General features: G+C 73.0%; 19 protein-coding genes and 1 riboswitch. Of the genes, 9 read left to right on the top strand and 10 right to left on the bottom strand.

The window, feature by feature from the left end:
• The 4 genes from ABZ135_RS34965 to bioB all read right to left on the bottom strand — a co-directional run.
• On the bottom strand, positions 1-153 hold a 153-nt coding region (locus ABZ135_RS34965), incomplete at its 3' end, for a VOC family protein (protein WP_356701758.1).
• Between the two features lie 57 nt (positions 154-210).
• The gene (bioD, locus tag ABZ135_RS34960; protein ID WP_356701756.1) at positions 211-987 is read right to left on the bottom strand and encodes a dethiobiotin synthase; all 777 of its coding nucleotides are present in this window, start codon (positions 985-987) and stop codon (positions 211-213) included.
• Positions 988-1,082: 95 nt separating this feature from the next.
• Positions 1,083-2,363, bottom strand: coding sequence for an adenosylmethionine--8-amino-7-oxononanoate transaminase (locus ABZ135_RS34955; RefSeq protein ID WP_356701755.1), 1,281 nt, complete (start codon positions 2,361-2,363; stop codon positions 1,083-1,085).
• An 8-nt stretch (positions 2,364-2,371) separates the two neighbouring features.
• Positions 2,372-3,601 carry a biotin synthase BioB gene (gene bioB / locus ABZ135_RS34950; RefSeq protein ID WP_356701753.1) on the bottom strand — a complete coding sequence of 410 codons (1,230 nt, stop codon included), beginning with the start codon at positions 3,599-3,601 and terminating at the stop codon, positions 2,372-2,374.
• 142 nt (positions 3,602-3,743) lie between these two features.
• On the opposite strand from bioB, the gene ABZ135_RS34945 reads away from it, so the two are divergent.
• From ABZ135_RS34945 to ABZ135_RS34935, 3 genes are all read left to right on the top strand, one after another.
• Entirely contained in the window at positions 3,744-4,940 is a 1,197-nt protein-coding gene (locus ABZ135_RS34945; RefSeq protein ID WP_356701752.1) for an 8-amino-7-oxononanoate synthase, read from the top strand.
• A gap of 33 nt (positions 4,941-4,973) precedes the next feature.
• A complete protein-coding gene (locus tag ABZ135_RS34940; protein WP_356701750.1) occupies positions 4,974-5,585 on the top strand; it encodes a hypothetical protein in 612 nt (203 codons plus the stop codon).
• 167 nt (positions 5,586-5,752) lie between these two features.
• The gene (locus tag ABZ135_RS34935) at positions 5,753-6,397 is read left to right on the top strand and encodes a LysE family translocator (protein WP_356701748.1); all 645 of its coding nucleotides are present in this window, start codon (positions 5,753-5,755) and stop codon (positions 6,395-6,397) included.
• Positions 6,398-6,499: 102 nt separating this feature from the next.
• Here the strand turns inward: ABZ135_RS34935 and ABZ135_RS34930 are convergent, their stop codons facing one another.
• The gene (locus ABZ135_RS34930; protein ID WP_356701746.1) at positions 6,500-6,796 is read right to left on the bottom strand and encodes a hypothetical protein; all 297 of its coding nucleotides are present in this window, start codon (positions 6,794-6,796) and stop codon (positions 6,500-6,502) included.
• Positions 6,797-6,854: 58 nt separating this feature from the next.
• Entirely contained in the window at positions 6,855-7,274 is a 420-nt protein-coding gene (locus ABZ135_RS34925; RefSeq protein WP_356701744.1) for a VOC family protein, read from the bottom strand.
• Between the two features lie 380 nt (positions 7,275-7,654).
• Here ABZ135_RS34925 and ABZ135_RS34920 point away from each other — a divergent pair, with 380 nt between their 5' ends.
• Positions 7,655-8,086 carry an ATP-binding protein gene (locus tag ABZ135_RS34920; protein ID WP_356701742.1) on the top strand — a complete coding sequence of 144 codons (432 nt, stop codon included), beginning with the start codon at positions 7,655-7,657 and terminating at the stop codon, positions 8,084-8,086.
• Between the two features lie 2 nt (positions 8,087-8,088).
• Here the strand turns inward: ABZ135_RS34920 and ABZ135_RS34915 are convergent, their stop codons facing one another.
• The 3 genes from ABZ135_RS34915 to ABZ135_RS34905 form a co-directional block, all read right to left on the bottom strand.
• Positions 8,089-8,565, bottom strand: coding sequence for a C40 family peptidase (locus ABZ135_RS34915; RefSeq protein ID WP_356701739.1), 477 nt, complete (start codon positions 8,563-8,565; stop codon positions 8,089-8,091).
• Positions 8,566-8,568: 3 nt separating this feature from the next.
• Positions 8,569-8,768: riboswitch (cyclic di-AMP (ydaO/yuaA leader) on the bottom strand.
• A gap of 314 nt (positions 8,769-9,082) precedes the next feature.
• Positions 9,083-9,388 carry a hypothetical protein gene (locus tag ABZ135_RS34910; protein WP_356701737.1) on the bottom strand — a complete coding sequence of 102 codons (306 nt, stop codon included), beginning with the start codon at positions 9,386-9,388 and terminating at the stop codon, positions 9,083-9,085.
• 7 nt (positions 9,389-9,395) lie between these two features.
• Entirely contained in the window at positions 9,396-10,025 is a 630-nt protein-coding gene (locus ABZ135_RS34905) for an ATP-dependent Clp protease proteolytic subunit (RefSeq protein ID WP_356701736.1), read from the bottom strand.
• Positions 10,026-10,081: 56 nt separating this feature from the next.
• On the opposite strand from ABZ135_RS34905, the gene ABZ135_RS34900 reads away from it, so the two are divergent.
• A complete protein-coding gene (locus ABZ135_RS34900; RefSeq protein ID WP_356701734.1) occupies positions 10,082-10,378 on the top strand; it encodes a type II toxin-antitoxin system prevent-host-death family antitoxin in 297 nt (98 codons plus the stop codon).
• Between the two features lie 115 nt (positions 10,379-10,493).
• On the opposite strand, the gene ABZ135_RS34895 is transcribed toward ABZ135_RS34900, so the two are convergent.
• Positions 10,494-11,483, bottom strand: a complete 990-nt coding sequence (locus tag ABZ135_RS34895; protein ID WP_356701732.1) for an ABC transporter permease — start codon at positions 11,481-11,483, stop codon at positions 10,494-10,496.
• 120 nt (positions 11,484-11,603) lie between these two features.
• On the opposite strand from ABZ135_RS34895, the gene ABZ135_RS34890 reads away from it, so the two are divergent.
• From ABZ135_RS34890 to ABZ135_RS34875, 4 genes are all read left to right on the top strand, one after another.
• A complete protein-coding gene (locus tag ABZ135_RS34890) occupies positions 11,604-12,224 on the top strand; it encodes a helix-turn-helix domain-containing protein (RefSeq protein WP_356701730.1) in 621 nt (206 codons plus the stop codon).
• Positions 12,225-12,363: 139 nt separating this feature from the next.
• Positions 12,364-12,666, top strand: coding sequence for an urease subunit gamma (locus tag ABZ135_RS34885; RefSeq protein ID WP_356701728.1), 303 nt, complete (start codon positions 12,364-12,366; stop codon positions 12,664-12,666).
• Between the two features lie 16 nt (positions 12,667-12,682).
• Complete coding sequence (locus tag ABZ135_RS34880) at positions 12,683-13,024, top strand: urease subunit beta (RefSeq protein WP_356701726.1); 342 nt, start codon at positions 12,683-12,685, stop codon at positions 13,022-13,024.
• Positions 13,017-14,738, top strand: a complete 1,722-nt coding sequence (locus tag ABZ135_RS34875) for an urease subunit alpha (RefSeq protein ID WP_356701724.1) — start codon at positions 13,017-13,019, stop codon at positions 14,736-14,738. Before ABZ135_RS34880 ends, ABZ135_RS34875 begins: the two co-directional genes overlap by 8 nt.
• Positions 14,739-14,760 lie beyond the last annotated feature (22 nt).

Below are 14,760 nucleotides of genomic sequence, written 5' to 3'. Positions count from 1 at the left end.
GTCGGCGACGAGCCGCGCGGCCCGGGCGACCCCGTCCTTGTTCCCGGTGACGACCCGGTCGACCGGAGCCCCGCCGAGGAGCGCCGCCCAGAACCGCGCGAGCGCGGCCGGATCGGCGCAGTCGAAAACGATCTCCTGTACCCGTGTACGCATACGGTTCAGCGTACGAAGCCGGGGCCCGGCCGTCGCGTCGGGCGACCTGCCCCGGCGTCAGGCCCCGGCCGCCGAGGCGGACTCCGAGGCGGACTCCGGGGCGGACTCCGGGGCGAACGCCGCCGGGAACCTCGCCGCGAACTCCGCCGGGTCCCAGCCGCCGCCGAGCGCCGGCGCCAGCCAGCTCGGCGCCGCCGCCCGGAACGCCTCGGTGTCCAGCGCGCCGGCGCCCTCGGGCACCGCGCCGAGCAGCGGGGCGCCCGCCGACTCCGGCAGGTCGGCCAGGTTGCAGCGCATGGCCAGGTCGGGCGCGGCGGGCCAACTGCCGATCACCACGCCCGCCTGCTCGATGCCGCGCGCCCGCAGCGCCTCCGCGGTCAGAGCGGTCGAGTTCAGCGTGCCGAGCCCGGCCGGCACCACCACGAGCACCGGCGCGCCGAGCAGCCGGGCCGCGTCCGCGAGCGTCCCGCCCTCCTCGTCGAACCGCACGAGCAGCCCGCCGGCCCCCTCCACGAGCACCAGGTCGTGCTCGGCGGCCAGCTTCCGCGCCGCCTCCGCGACCTCCGCGGGCCCGACCGGCGCGAGCCCGGCCCGACGGGCGGCGGTCCCCGGCGCCAACGGCTCGGGGAACCGGGCCAGTTCGGCCCCGGTCACGGCGCCGGAGAGCCGCACCACCTCGTCGGCGTCACCCGTCTCGCCCGGCCCCACCCCCGTCTGTGCCGGCTTCAGGACGGCGACGGAACGGCCGGCGGCGGTGGCGACGGCGGCGACGGCGGCGGTGACCACGGTCTTGCCGATCTCGGTGCCGGTGCCGCTGACGACGATGACGGTCATGCTGGGGTGCCTTTCTTCAGGTGAGTGCCGGGCCGCGGGCGACGGGGCCGGGGGAGTACGGCGGTGAGGCCGGGGGGCGGTGGGGCGGCGGACCCTCAGCCCGCCCGCGCCGCGGCGCGGACCGCCGTACAGATGCGGGCCACATCCGCGTCGCCCGTCACGAACGGCGGCATCGTGTAGATCAGGTCGCGGAACGGCCGCAGCCACACGCCCGCCCGCACGGCCGCGCGGGTCGCCGCCGCCATGTCGACCTCGTGGTCGAGCTGGACGACGCCGATCGCGCCGAGCACACGGACGTCCCGGACGCCCGGGATCCCGGCGGCGTCCGTCAGGCCCTCCCGCAGGCCCGACTCGATGCGCTTGACCTCGACCTGCCAGTCCTGGGAGAGCAGCAGGTCGATCGAGGCGAGCGCGACGGCCGAGGCGAGCGGGTTGCCCATGAAGGTCGGTCCGTGCGCGAGGACGGGCACCTCGCCGCGCGAGATGCCCTCCGCCACCCGCGAGGAGCACAGCGTCGCGGCCATGGACAGATAACCGCCGGTCAGCGCCTTGCCCACGCACATGACGTCGGGCGAGACGCCCGCGTGGTCCGCGGCGAAGAGCGCGCCCGTGCGGCCGAACCCGGTCGCGATCTCGTCGAAGATCAGCAGCACGTCGTGCGCGTCGCACGCCTCCCGGAGCACCCGCAGATACGCGGGGTCGTGGAAGCGCATCCCGCCCGCGCCCTGCACGACCGGCTCGACGATGACCGCCGCGAGCTCGTTCGCGTACCGCCCGATCTCCTCGCGCAGCAGCTCCGCGTACGACTCCTCGTACGCGGCGGGCGGCGGCGGCACGAAGACCTGCCGCTGGAGCACGCCCGACCACAGCTCGTGCATGCCCCCCTCGGGATCGCACACCGACATCGGCTGCCAGGTGTCGCCGTGATAGCCGCCGCGCCAGGTCAGCAGCCGCCGCTTGCCGGCCCGGCCGACCGAGCGCCAGTACTGCAGGCACATCTTCGCGGCGACCTCGACCGCGACCGACCCCGAGTCGCTGAGGAAGACATGGCGCAGCGGCTCGGGCGTGATCTCCACGAGCCGCGCGGCGAGCCGGACGGCCGGCTCGTGCGTGAGCCCGCCGAACATGACGTGGCTCATCCGGTCGAGCTGACCCCGCGCGGCCTCGTTGAGCACCGGGTGGTTGTAGCCGTGGATCGCCGACCACCAGGAGGACATGCCGTCGATCAACTCGCCCTGACCCTCGGCCGGTTCGGCGAGCCGGAGCCGCACCCCGGACGCGGACGCGACGACCAGCGGTTCCGTACGGCCGGGCATGGGGCCGTACGGATGCCAGACGTGCGCCCGGTCCAGGGCGAGCAGTTCGTCGTTGCGCATGGTCACCGTTACGCGTTCGGGGCGAGGTCCGTACCGGCACCGCGACGGCGCACCGCCACGAGGTCCGTCCTGGCCTCCGAGGCGGACGGCACGGAGGCCGCCGCCGGGGCCTGGGCGTGGCCGCCGCACGGGCCGCAGCCGCCGCCCTCCTCCGCGTGCGCACCGCAGCCGCCGCCCGCCGACGCCTGCGAGCCGCAGCCGCCACCGCCCGCGGCGGCCGCCGCCAGGGCGTCCACCCGGTGCTGCGGCAGGGTCGTCGTACCGGCGCCCTCCACCTCGAAGCCGGCGTCGGCGATCATCTCCAGGTCGGCCTTGCCGGCCTGGCCCTCGCTGGTGAGGTAGTCGCCGAGGAAGATCGAGTTGGCGATGTGCAGCGCCAGCGGCTGCATCGTGCGCAGGTGCACCTCGCGCCCGCCCGCGATCCGCACCTCGACGTCGGGGCAGACGAACCGCACCATCGCGAGGATCCGCAGACAGCGCTGCGGCGTGAGGTTCCACTCCTTGCCGAGCGGGGTGCCCTCGAAGGGGATGAGGAAGTTGACCGGCACCGAGTCCGAGTCCAGCTCCCGCAGCGCGAAGACGACGTCGACCAGGTCCTCGTCGGTCTCGCCCATGCCCGCGATCAGGCCCGAGCAGGCCGAGAGCCCGGCCGCGTGCGCCTTCTGCACGGTGTCCACGCGGTCCGCGTAGGTGTGGGTGGTCGTGATCTCCCCGTACGTCCCCTCGGACGTGTTGAGGTTGTGGTTGTACGCGTCGGCGCCGGCCTCCTTCAGCCGCTCCGCCTGGCCGTCGGACAGCAGCCCGAGGCAGGCGCAGACCTCCACGCCCTCGTTCTGCTCCTTGATGGCCTCGATGGTCTTGCCGACCCGCTCGACGTCCCGGTCCGTCGGACCGCGACCGCTGGCCACCAGACAGACCCGCTTGGCGCCGCCCGCGACACCGGCGGCCGCGGCGGCCGACGCCTCGTCGGGCTTCAGCCACGTGTACTTGAGGATCCCGGCGGTCGAGCCGAGCCGCTGGGAACAGTACGAGCAGTCCTCGGGACACAGTCCCGACTTCAGGTTGACGAGATAGTTGAGCTTCACCCGACGCCCGAACCACTGGCGCCGCACCTTGCCGGCCGCGGCCACCACATCGAGCAGGTCGTCGTCGGATGTCGCCAGCACGGCGAGCGCTTCTTCACGGGTCGGCAGCTCGCGCCGCAGCCCCTTCTCCACCAGCGTGTTCAGCAGGTCCATAAGGGCTGATCCTTACCTACGGCAGACCCCCGGGCCAAGGAAGAGAAGAACAAACAGAGCGGTTTGAAGTGTGTGTATGGCCACACCCTGACGTCGGCCCCGGACCGTTAGGGTCTGTGCGCTGCCTACAAAAGGATGCGCCATGCCGCCGTACGCCAAGGACCCGCTGGACGCCGTGGCGGGGACGGACCCCCGCCGGGCCGCGTTCGACTGGACCGAGGCCGCCGCACGGCAGCGCGCGGAGGCCGGCCTGGTGCGGACGCTGCGCCCCCGGGCCGCCGAGTCCGACCTCCTGGACCTCGCGAGCAACGACTACCTCGGCCTCACCCGGCGCCCGGAGGTCACCGAGGCCGCGGCCGAGGCGGCCCGCCGCTGGGGCGCGGGCTCCACCGGATCGCGGCTCGTCACCGGATCGACGCGGCTGCACGCCCGCCTCGAACAGGAACTGGCCGCGTTCTGCGGCTTCGAAGCGGCGCTCGTCTTCTCCTCCGGCTACACGGCGAACCTGGCCGCGCTCACCGCCCTCTCCGCGCGGGACGGCCTGATCGTGTCCGACGCGGGCAACCACGCCTCCCTCGTCGACGGCTGCCGGCTCGCGCGCGCCGAGACGGCCGTCGTCCCGCACGCCGCCCCCGAGGCCGTCGCGAAGACCCTCGGCGCCCATCCCGACCGCCGCGCCCTGGTGGTCAGCGACTCCGTCTTCTCCGTGGACGGCGACAAGGCCCCGCTCACCGCCCTGGCGGAGGCGTGCCGGAGCCACGGCGCGGGCCTGGTCGTCGACGACGCCCACGGCTTCGGCGTCCTGGGCGACGGCGGGCGCGGCGCCCTCCACGCGGCGGGCCTCGCCGGCGACCCCGACGTCGTCGCGACCCTGACGCTCTCCAAGTCGCTCGGCAGCCAGGGCGGCGCCGTCCTCGGACCGGCCCGGGTGATCGAACACCTGGTCAACGCCGCCCGCACCTTCATCTTCGACACCGGGCTCGCCCCCGCCGCCACGGCCGGCGCCCTCGCGAGCCTGCGTCTGATCGCCGCCGAACCGGGCCTCGCCGCCCGCGCCCGTACGGTCGCCACGACCCTCCACCGGCTGCTCACCGAGGCCGGACTCACCGCCGTCCTCCCCGACGCGGCCGTGGTCTCGGTCCGCGCGCCGGGTCCGGGCGAGGCCCTGCGGTGGGCCGCCGACTGCCGCGAACGCGGCCTCGCCGTCGGCTGCTTCCGGCCGCCGTCCGTCCCGGACGGCATCTCCCGGCTCCGCCTGACCGCCCGCGCGGACCTCGACGACGCGCAGATCGAGCGGGCCGTCGAGACGATCGTGCGGACCGCGCCCCAGGGAGCCTGACCCACTGTCAGTGCCGCTGGCTACGGTGAACACATGAGTCTTTCGCTGAGCCCCTACCTGCTCGACATCAAGGCCACGCACGCCCTCGTCGGCTCGCGCGACGAGCAGTTGCTCCAGATCATCCACGACCGCTTCGCCGACGATCTCGCCCGCGACGACGACTGGTTCTCGTCCGAGATCGCCGACGGCGCTCCCACCGCCTCCGAGGCGCTGCGCGCCGTGGTGGCCGGCGGCCCCTTCGACGGCAAGAGGCAGTACTCGTTCCAGTACGGCTACGCCTACAAGCGCCTGTGCTCCCTGACGGGGTCCTTCCTGGACAACTCCAGCTTCTCGCCGTTCCGCGGCGACTGGCTGGCGGTCGTCGACGAGGGCCTGAAGGCCCTGCGCATCACCGCGGTCTCGATGACCGACTTCGGTTACGGCGACGACATGCCGGCCCCGATACCCACCTACGACCTGCCGAACTGCGGCGAGTGGACGCACGAGCAGTGCCTGGCGGCGCTGGAGCAGTTCGAGCAGACCAAGCGGGACGGTCACGCCCCGCCGCTGGACCCCGAGGTGGTCGAGGCGGTCATGGACGTCACCGGCTGGCTCCGCCACGCGGCGGCGCGCCCCGGCTTCGGTGTCATCGGCTTCGTCTCCTAGCGGAGCGTCGGCCGGCCGGGGGCGGGGTGCACGGAGGGTCCGGAGGCACAGGGCCGTATTCTGAGGCGGGCGACGCCGGCCCTGCCGAGGCGTCGCAGCCGTCCGGCGCCGCCGGGCGCCGCCCACGCCGGGGTTTTGGACACCCGGCCGACGATCGGAGTCGTCCCGTGATCAGCCTGGCCGCGATGGGGGGAGTGGCCCTGGTCGAACTGGGCATGGCCCTGACTCCGGGACCGAACATGATCCATCTCGCCTCCCGCGCCATCACGCAGGGCCGCAGGGCGGGCCTGGTCAGCCTGAGCGGGACCGCCGTGGGCTTCGTCTGCTATCTGCTGGCCGCGGCCGCGGGACTGTCCGCGCTGTTCGCCGCCGTGCCGCTGGCCTTCACGGTGGTCAAGCTCGCCGGGGCCGCGTATCTGGCCTACCTGGCCTGGGACATGCTCAGGCCGGGCGGCCGCTCGCCCTTCGCTCCGGCCGGGGACCTGCCTCCGGTCTCCGACGCGCGCCTCTTCTCGATGGGGCTCCTGACCAACCTGCTCAACCCCAAGATCGCCCTCATGTACGCCGCTCTGCTGCCCCAGTTCATGGACCCGCAGGCGGGCCCGGCCTGGTCGCAACTGCTTCAGCTCGGCGCGGTGCAGATCGTCGTGGGGGTCACGGTGAACGGTCTGATCATGCTGGGCGCCGCACGGGTGTCGGGGTACCTGGCGGCCCGGCCCCGCGTGATGACCGCTCAGCGCTTCGCGGCCGGCGGACTGCTCGGTGTCTTCGCGCTGCGTACGGCCCTGACCCGGACGCCCGTCTCGGCCTGAGACGGGCCCGCGGCCCGGGGAGACCGGGGCCGGCGAGGACACCGGTGCCGCGGCGACGGCCCGGAACGAGCCGGGGCGCCGCGGCCCGCCGTGGTCCGGCCGTCAGTGGTCGCGGTCCGTGTCGGCGGGACCGCGTCCTTCGCCGGAGCGGTCGGGGCCCTCTCCGGCCTCGCCCCTGCGTCCGTGCGGACGGCGCTGTTCCTCGCGGCCGAGGCCCGGGGTCTGGCGCTTGGCCTCCATGCCGTGGTCGTCGGGCGCCGCGTCGCCGAGGCGGCCTCGTACGGCCTCCTCGGCCTCCCGGCGGGCCTCGGCGTCGCCGCTCTCGCCGACGGCGTCCGACGGGGTGGTCCGGGGCGGCCGGTCGGCGGGCAGCGTGCGTCGGCGCTCGTGGTGGCTCATGATCACCCTCCTGGCTGTGGGGTCGAGGGGCGGGTCTGTACGCGGCTGCCCCACCGGATCAAGGTGAAACGCGCCGTTCGGCGTCCCGTGACGGGGCCAGCACGAAGGCGTGGCCGGCCGGGTCCGTGTAGCGGCGCACGTCGGTGCGCCGGTCCAGCCGGGTGCCGTTGCGTTCGGCGGCGACCGGGCGGGCGCCCAGGGAGATCGCCTCACGCTCGGCCTCGTCGAGTGCGTCGGCGGCGACCAGGATGTGCAGATGGGCCTGCTGGGAGTCCTCCGGGCGCGGCCAGCTCGGCGGTGCCTGGCCGGGGTCGCGGCGGATGCCGAGGGCGGGGCCGGTGGGGGACTGGAGCAGGAGCAGGTCGGGGTCGCCGTCGGCCGGTTCGACGGTGGCGCCGAGCAGGGTGGCGTAGAAGTGGGCGAGGGGTTCGGGATCGCTGCTGTCGAGGACGAGGACGGTCGTCTTGGGAACGGTCATACGGTCCGTGTGCCCGCTCAACGGCCTTACAGGCGTGGCCCGTCGGACCGTGCCCCCTCCGGTCGGCCCGCCGCCGGCCCCGGCCGCCACCGGCGCGACACCGACCCGGCGCGCCCTGACACCGCCCCGGCACCGACTCGCTTCCGACCTGGCGCGACCCCCGGCGCCGACTCGCCTCCGACCTGGCGCGACTCCGGCACCGACCCGGCGCGACCCCGGTACCGACCGGCAGCGATCCGCTCGTCCGTCGAACGGTTCACTGCTTCGGGCGACGAAATCCGTATATCCCGGTGGAAGGACGTCCGGGGCGGCACGATCGGTTGCACTCCGACGCGAAGCGCAATCCGGGCCCGGCCCGGCGGGAAAGGGACAGCGGCGCCATGGCAGACCACCTGGAAGCAACCCTCACGCTGCCGAGCGACCCCGCCGCGGTCTCGGCCGCCCGGAGGTATGTTGCCGAGGTCCTCTCCTCCTGGGGACTGGAGAGCGGCTCCGACACCGCGGACGCCGTCCGGCTGATCGTCTCGGAGCTGGCGACCAACGCCGTGCAGCACACCTTCGGGCAGTCGCCCACCTTCACGGTCGACATCCGCCTGGAGCGGGACGAGCTGCTGCACATCGGCGTCACCGACAGCCATCCGCGCTGGCCCCGGCGCCTCCCGGCGGCGGTCCAGCAGGACAACGGCCGCGGCATGGTCATCATCCGTTCCCTGACCGCCGAGGCGGGCGGCCGGCTGTCGGTGACGCCGACGGCCGAGGGCGGGAAGACCGTGTGGATCGACCTGCCCTGGCCGGCGGCGGTTCCCGGCTGACGTCAGCGGACCCGGCCGTAGAGGACCTTCGACGACCAGATCCGGTCGAGCTTCACCCACGAGCCCTGCTTGGGCGAGTGCCAGATCTTGTTGTTACCCGCGTAGATGCCGACGTGGTACACCCTTCCACCGGAGTGGAAGAAGACCAGATCCCCCTTCTGCCGGCTGGACGCGGAGATGTGCCGGGTCTTGTTGTACTGCTGCTGCGCGGTGCGGGGCAGCGTCTTGCCCGCCTTCTTGTACGAGTAGAGGGTCAGGCCCGAGCAGTCGAACCGGCTGGGACCCGTGGCTCCGTACTTGTAGGGCGATCCCTTCTTCGAGGCGGCGATGCTCAGCGCCTTGTTGGCGTGTGAGGTCGCGGCCTGGGCCTCCGGCGCCGCTCCTGGGGCGAGCAGCGTGCCGCCGACGGCGGCGAGGGTGAGAGCCGAGACGGCTCCGGCCCGGGACAGCAGGGACGGGACATGAATCTGCGCAGTCATGCGCAACCCTTCGTCAGCCGCCTGTGAAGGATGACCTGTCGGGTTCGGGCAGGCGAAGATGCCCGGCCGCGGCTGCGGCTTCACCCCGAGGAACGTCCCTCACTGCGCGAGACGTCCCGTGTTGCTCGGGTCCTCCACTCCTGCCGATCCACTCCTGTCGACCAGACGTCCGGGACAGCGGCAGGACTCGGCGTCCGCCCGGACCGCCCCGCCTCGGGTGGCGGGGGCTTGTCGTCGACAGGGATCTTGACCCACACCCTGGCCCAAATCCGAGCTGAAACGGCGATATGTGAGGCTCCTCACGACTGAACCAAACGGGTGGACAGTCAGGTTTCGCGATCATCGATGTTTGCTCGACGAGCCTGTCACCAGGGGTGGAGCACCCCATTCCGCCAGATGTGTACACCCGTTGCGCAACTCACCTGAGCCCTATGTCGATACATCGACTACGCCGAACGAGGGAGCGATTCCGCGCCCCGTGTGCCCCGAGTGGACCTCGACACGACACGCGGCCCTGTCAACTCGCCTGCTCGCCGGGGACGGTGACGCGCCCCGACCGCCGCTCTCCGTCCAACGTCCGCAGCGCACGCGCCAACGTGCCGGTGTGCACGTCGGTCTCGCCCCGCATATGCATGACCGTCAGCGCGTCACGGAGCGCCGCCGCCCGCCCGACCAGGGCCTGCGCCGCCCGCAGCGCCCCATAGGTATGCGAGACCTTGGATGGATTGATCCGGCCCAGCAGGTCGACGACTTCGAGATACGCGTCGACGAACTCGCCCTCGGCGCGGGTCAGTGCGGGCAGCGGCGGCAGTTCCGGCAGCATGGCGGGCTCACTCCTTCCCGGCGACGGCGGGCCCGCGGCGGCTCTCGACCACGTGGTCCACCAGGCCGTAGGCGAGCGCGCCCGCCGCGTCGAGGACGGTGGTCCGGTCGAGGTCGGCGTCGACCCGCTCGCGGTCCTTGCCGGTGTGCTCCGCGAGCAGCCCGGCGACCAGGGCGCGCTGTCGCAGCAATTCCCGTGCGTGGATGTCGAGATCGCTGGGCTGCCCCCGCAACGGCTCGTCGAGCGTGGGCTGCTGAAGCACGATCCGGGCGCCAGGCAGGGTGAGCCGCCGGCCGGGCGTGCCGGCGGCGAGCAGTACCGCGGCGGGCCCCACGGCCTGGCCGAGGCAGATGGTCTCCACCTCGCAGGAGACGGTGCTGATCGTGTCGTACACCGAGGTCATGGCGCTGATCGAGCCGCCGGGGGAGTTGACGTAGAGGCTGATGACGCTGAAGGGGGCGGCGTGGTCGAGGTGCAGGAACTGGGCGATCACGTCGTTGGCCGCGGTCTCGTCGATCGGTGTGCCCAGGAAGACGATCCGCTCCTCCAGCAGCTTCGCGTACGGGTCGAGGGTGCGGGTCCCGAGGCTCGTGCGCTCGGTGAACTCCGGAAGGACATATCGCATGGTGCCGCGCATGACGCTCCTCCTTCTGTAAAAAATGTACAGGACGTACAGCCCGTAAGATGAGGAGCATGGCCTATGAGATTCCGGTGACGCAAGCGCGCGCAGAGCTCGCGGATCTGATCAACCGCGTCGTCTACGGCGACGAGCGCGTGGTCGTCACACGGCACGGAAAGCCTCTTGTCGCGCTGGTCTCCGCCGCTGACCTGGCACGACTCGAGGCGGCCGAGGCGCAGGCCGAGGAGCGGGCCGAGGAGCAGGTGATCAGCTCGGTCTCCACCGTCCGGAGCATCGCGTCCGCTCCGGGTGAACAGCGCCGCTTCGGTATCGCGGCGCACCACCGCGACCCCGGCGCCCCCGACGCGTAGAAACCCCCCGACACCTAGAAACCCGACCCCGTGTAGAAACCCCAGGCGCGGAAAGCCGTGTGCCTCCGTCCGGTGGGACGGAGGCACACGGCTTCGCGCGGAACGGGGGTGAGGCTCAGGCGGCCGGCTGCGGCACGGGCGCCGACGCGGCCGTCACGGTGGCACGGGCGGCCGCACGCCGCGCGCCCACCAGGACGGCCGTCAGGCCGGCCGCGGCCCACACCGCGAGGACGAGCAGGGCCGTTCCCGCGCCCGCCCCGTCGAAGTGGGCGACCGAGCGCAGGGCCGTGCCGGCCGCGCCCGGCGGGAGCAGTCGGCCGAGCGTGCCGACCGGGGCGGGCAGCAGCTCGGGGGCGCCGGCCACTCCGGAGAAGGGGTTGCCGAGCAGGATCATCAGGACGGCTCCGAGGCCGAGCCCCGCCCTGCCGATCAGCGCGGCGAGTCCCGCGAGGGTCGCGCCGACGGCCAGCATGGTCAGGGCGAGCACGCCCGCCTCGGCCCACCAGGACCCGGCGAACGCGCCGAGCCAACTGTCCGCGAGGGCGGCTCCGGTCAGACCCGCCAGGGCGGCGGCGCCGGTGAGGGCCAGGGCGGCCCGGGCCCCGCGCAGTCCGAGCACGGTGGTGACGATGCCGGAGGCGGCTCCGGCCATGGCGAGCGGCAGCAGCCCCGCCGCGAGGACGGAGCCGCGCGGATCGGCGGCGGGGGCGGGCACGACGTCGGTGACCTCGAGTGCGGTGCCGGGCGGCAGTTGCCCGGTGACGGCCTCGCGCAGCAGTCCGGCGACGACCGGGCTCGCGGCGGAGGCGGTGAGGAGTCGGGGGCCCCGCGGCGTGACGACGATGGCGCCGTACACCGCCCGGTCCTCGATCGCGGCCCGGGCGGCGGCCTCGTCCGCGTAACGGTGCACCTCGAACGCGTCCCCGCGTGCGCCGAGCCGCTGCTCCAGGGGTGCGGTGGCGGTGGCGGGTCCGGCGAGTCCGATCGGCAGGTCGCGCGGGGCGGTCCGGGCGGCCGGCCAGGCGAAGGCCCAGAGGGCGAAGGCGACGACGGCGGGGATCAGCAGCATCACCGCGACGGTCTTGCGCGTGGCTGTGGCAGGCATGGCTCCAGCTCGATTCGGGAGGCGATTCAAAGAGAAGGATCGTTCGTTTTGCGTCTGTGGCCACTGTCCTGCGGAGGGTCGCGCTTGTCAAGAATGAATATTCGTTTTACGTTTGTTGTCATGGCCCGTGTCTCCCAGGAACACCTCGACGCCCGCCGCCGCCAGATCCTCGACGGCGCCGCCCGCTGCTTCGCCCGCAACGGCTTCCACGCGACGTCCATGCAGGACGTCCTCACCGAGGTGGGCCTCTCGGCCGGCGCCGTCTACCGCTATTTCCGCGGCAAGGACGAACTGATCGCCGCCATCGCGGAGGAGGCGTTCGCCGGAGTCCGCGGCGCCTTCGAGGAGGCGTCCCGGGCCACCCCGCCGCCCACCCCCGACGTGCTGCTCGGCGCGGTGCTCCGGCTCTTCCTGGAGGAGCGGATCCCGGGCGCCGACCGGCAGGCGTTCCCGCGCCTGATCCTCCAGGTGTGGAGCGAGACGCTGCGCGACGAACGGCTCGCCGCGACCCTGGCGGCCGGTTTCCACGGCATGCGCGAGGTCTGGGCCGGGCTCGTCGCCGCCTACCAGGAGAACGGGCTGCTGCCGGCCGACGTCTCCGCCGACCACATGGTCAGGATCCTCATCGCCATCGCCCAGGGCTGCATCGCCCAGCAGGCGCTCTTCGGCGACATGAGCGTGGAGATCCTGGAGGGGGGCGTGCGCGGGCTCATGTCCATGCGGACGCAAAGCCCCAGTTAACGAGCCGGAAAAACTTCCGCCCTAACGTGCAATGTCTGACGCGGCAGCCCCTTCGCCGACGCGACCCCGCGTCGAAGATCGCTAAGGTCCGCTGCTGTCCGGGAGTGTGACGCCCGGCGGACGACAGTGAGGTGGAAGCGTGCAACTCAGCCCCCACGAGCAGGAACGCCTGCTCATTCATGTCGCGGCGGACGTGGCGGAGAAGCGCAGGGCGCGCGGGGTGAGGCTCAACCACCCCGAGGCCGTCGCCCTCATCACCTCCCACGTCCTGGAGGGCGCCCGGGACGGCCGCACCGTCGCCGAACTCATGGCGTCCGGCCGCAAGGTGCTCAGCCGCGACGAGGTCATGGACGGCATTCCGGAGATGATCCACGACGTCCAGGTCGAGGCGACCTTCCCCGACGGCACCAAGCTCGTCACCGTCCATGACCCGATCGTGTGAAGGCGGACCGGCACCCGTGATCCCCGGAGAGATCCTTTACGGTGACGGTCCGGTCGTCCTCAACGAGGGCCGCCCCGTCTCCCGCCTCACCGTCCTCAACGCCGCCGACCGGCCCGTCCAGGTCGGCTCCCACTACCACTTCGCCGAGGCCAACCCCGGCCTGGACTTCGACCGCGCCGCCGCCCGCGGTCTGCGCCTGAGCATCGCCGCCGGCACCGCCGTACGCTTCGAACCCGGCGTCCCCGTCGAGGTCGAGCTCGTCCCGATCGCGGGCCGCCGGATCGTCCCCGGCCTGCGCGGCGAGACCGCCGGAGCCCTGGACCCCGCCACCGGCCCGAACGGAGGCGACCGTGCCTGAGCTGCACCGCGCCGTCTACGCCGACCTGTTCGGCCCCACCACCGGAGACCGCGTCCGGCTCGCCGACACCGATCTGCTGGTCGAGATCGAGGAGGACCGCTCCGGCGGCCCCGGCCGCGCGGGCGAGGAGGCCGTGTTCGGCGGCGGCAAGGTCATCCGCGAGTCCATGGGCCAGTCCCGCACCACCCGCGCCGAAGGCGCCCCGGACACCGTCATCACCGGGGCGGTGGTCATCGACCACTGGGGGATCGTCAAGGCCGACATCGGCATCCGCGACGGCCGGATCACCGCCCTCGGCAAGGCGGGCAACCCCGACACCATGGACGGCGTCCACCCGGACCTCGTCATCGGCCCCGAGACCGAGGTCATCGTCGGCAACGGCCGCATCCTCACCGCCGGAGCCGTCGACACCCACATCCACTTCATCTCGCCGACCGTCGTCGAACAGGCGCTCGCCACCGGCGTCACCACCCTCGTCGGCGGCGGCACCGGCCCCGCCGAGGGCACCAAGGCGACCACCATCACCCCCGGCCCCTGGCACATGGCCCGGATGTTCGAGGCCCTGGACACCTTCCCCGTCAACATCGGTCTGCTCGGCAAGGGCAACACCATGTCCCGGGAGGCCATGCACTCCCAACTCCGCGGCGGCGCGCTCGGATTCAAGATCCACGAGGACTGGGGCGCCACCCCCGCCGTCATCGACGCCTGCCTGGACGTCTGCGAGGAGACCGGCGCCCAGCTCGCCATCCACACCGACACCCTGAACGAGGCCGGTTTCGTCGGCGACACCCTCGCCGCCATCGCCGGCCGCACCATCCACGCGTACCACACCGAGGGCGCGGGCGGCGGGCACGCGCCCGACATCATCACCGTCGTCTCCGAGCCGCACGTCCTGCCCAGCTCGACCAACCCCACCCGGCCGCACACCGTCAACACCATCGAGGAACACCTCGACATGCTGATGGTCTGCCACCACCTCAACCCGGCCGTCCCCGAGGACCTCGCCTTCGCCGAGTCCCGGATCCGCCCCTCCACGATCGCCGCCGAGGACGTCCTGCACGACCTCGGCGCCATCTCGATCATCTCCTCCGACTCCCAGGCCATGGGACGCGTCGGCGAGGTGATCATGCGGACCTGGCAGACCGCCCACGTCATGAAGAAGCGGCGCGGCGCCCTGCCCGGCGACGGGGCCGCCGACAACCACCGGGCCCGGCGCTATGTCGCCAAATACACGATCAACCCGGCCGTCGCCCAGGGCATGGACCACCTCATCGGCTCCGTCGAACCCGGCAAGCTCGCCGACCTGGTGCTGTGGGAGCCGGCCTTCTTCGGCGTCAAGCCGCTCGTCGTCCTCAAGGGCGGCCAGATCGCGTACGCGCAGATGGGCGACGCCAACGCCTCCATCCCCACCCCCCAACCGGTCCTGCCCCGGCCGATGTTCGGCGCCCTCGGGCGGGCCGCGGCGGCCGGCTCCGTCAACTTCGTCGCCCGCGCGGCGATCGCGGACGACCTGCCACGCCGGCTCGGCCTGCACAAGGAGTTCACCCCCATCGGCTCCACCCGGCGGATCACCAAGGCCGACATGCGGGAGAACGACGCCCTGCCCCGGGTCGAGGTCGACGCCGACACCTTCTCGGTGACCATCGACGGCGAACCGGTCGAACCGGCCCCCGCCGCCGAACTTCCCATGGCCCAGCGCTACTTCCTCTTCTGAGCCCGGAGCCGGATCCGACCCG

The sequence above is a fragment of the Streptomyces sp. NPDC006339 genome (genome assembly GCF_040612775.1).
Taxonomy (GTDB): Bacteria; Actinomycetota; Actinomycetes; order Streptomycetales; family Streptomycetaceae; genus Streptomyces.
The sequence above is the reverse complement of the archived record's forward strand: the minus strand, read 5'-3'. Positions and strand labels throughout refer to the sequence as shown.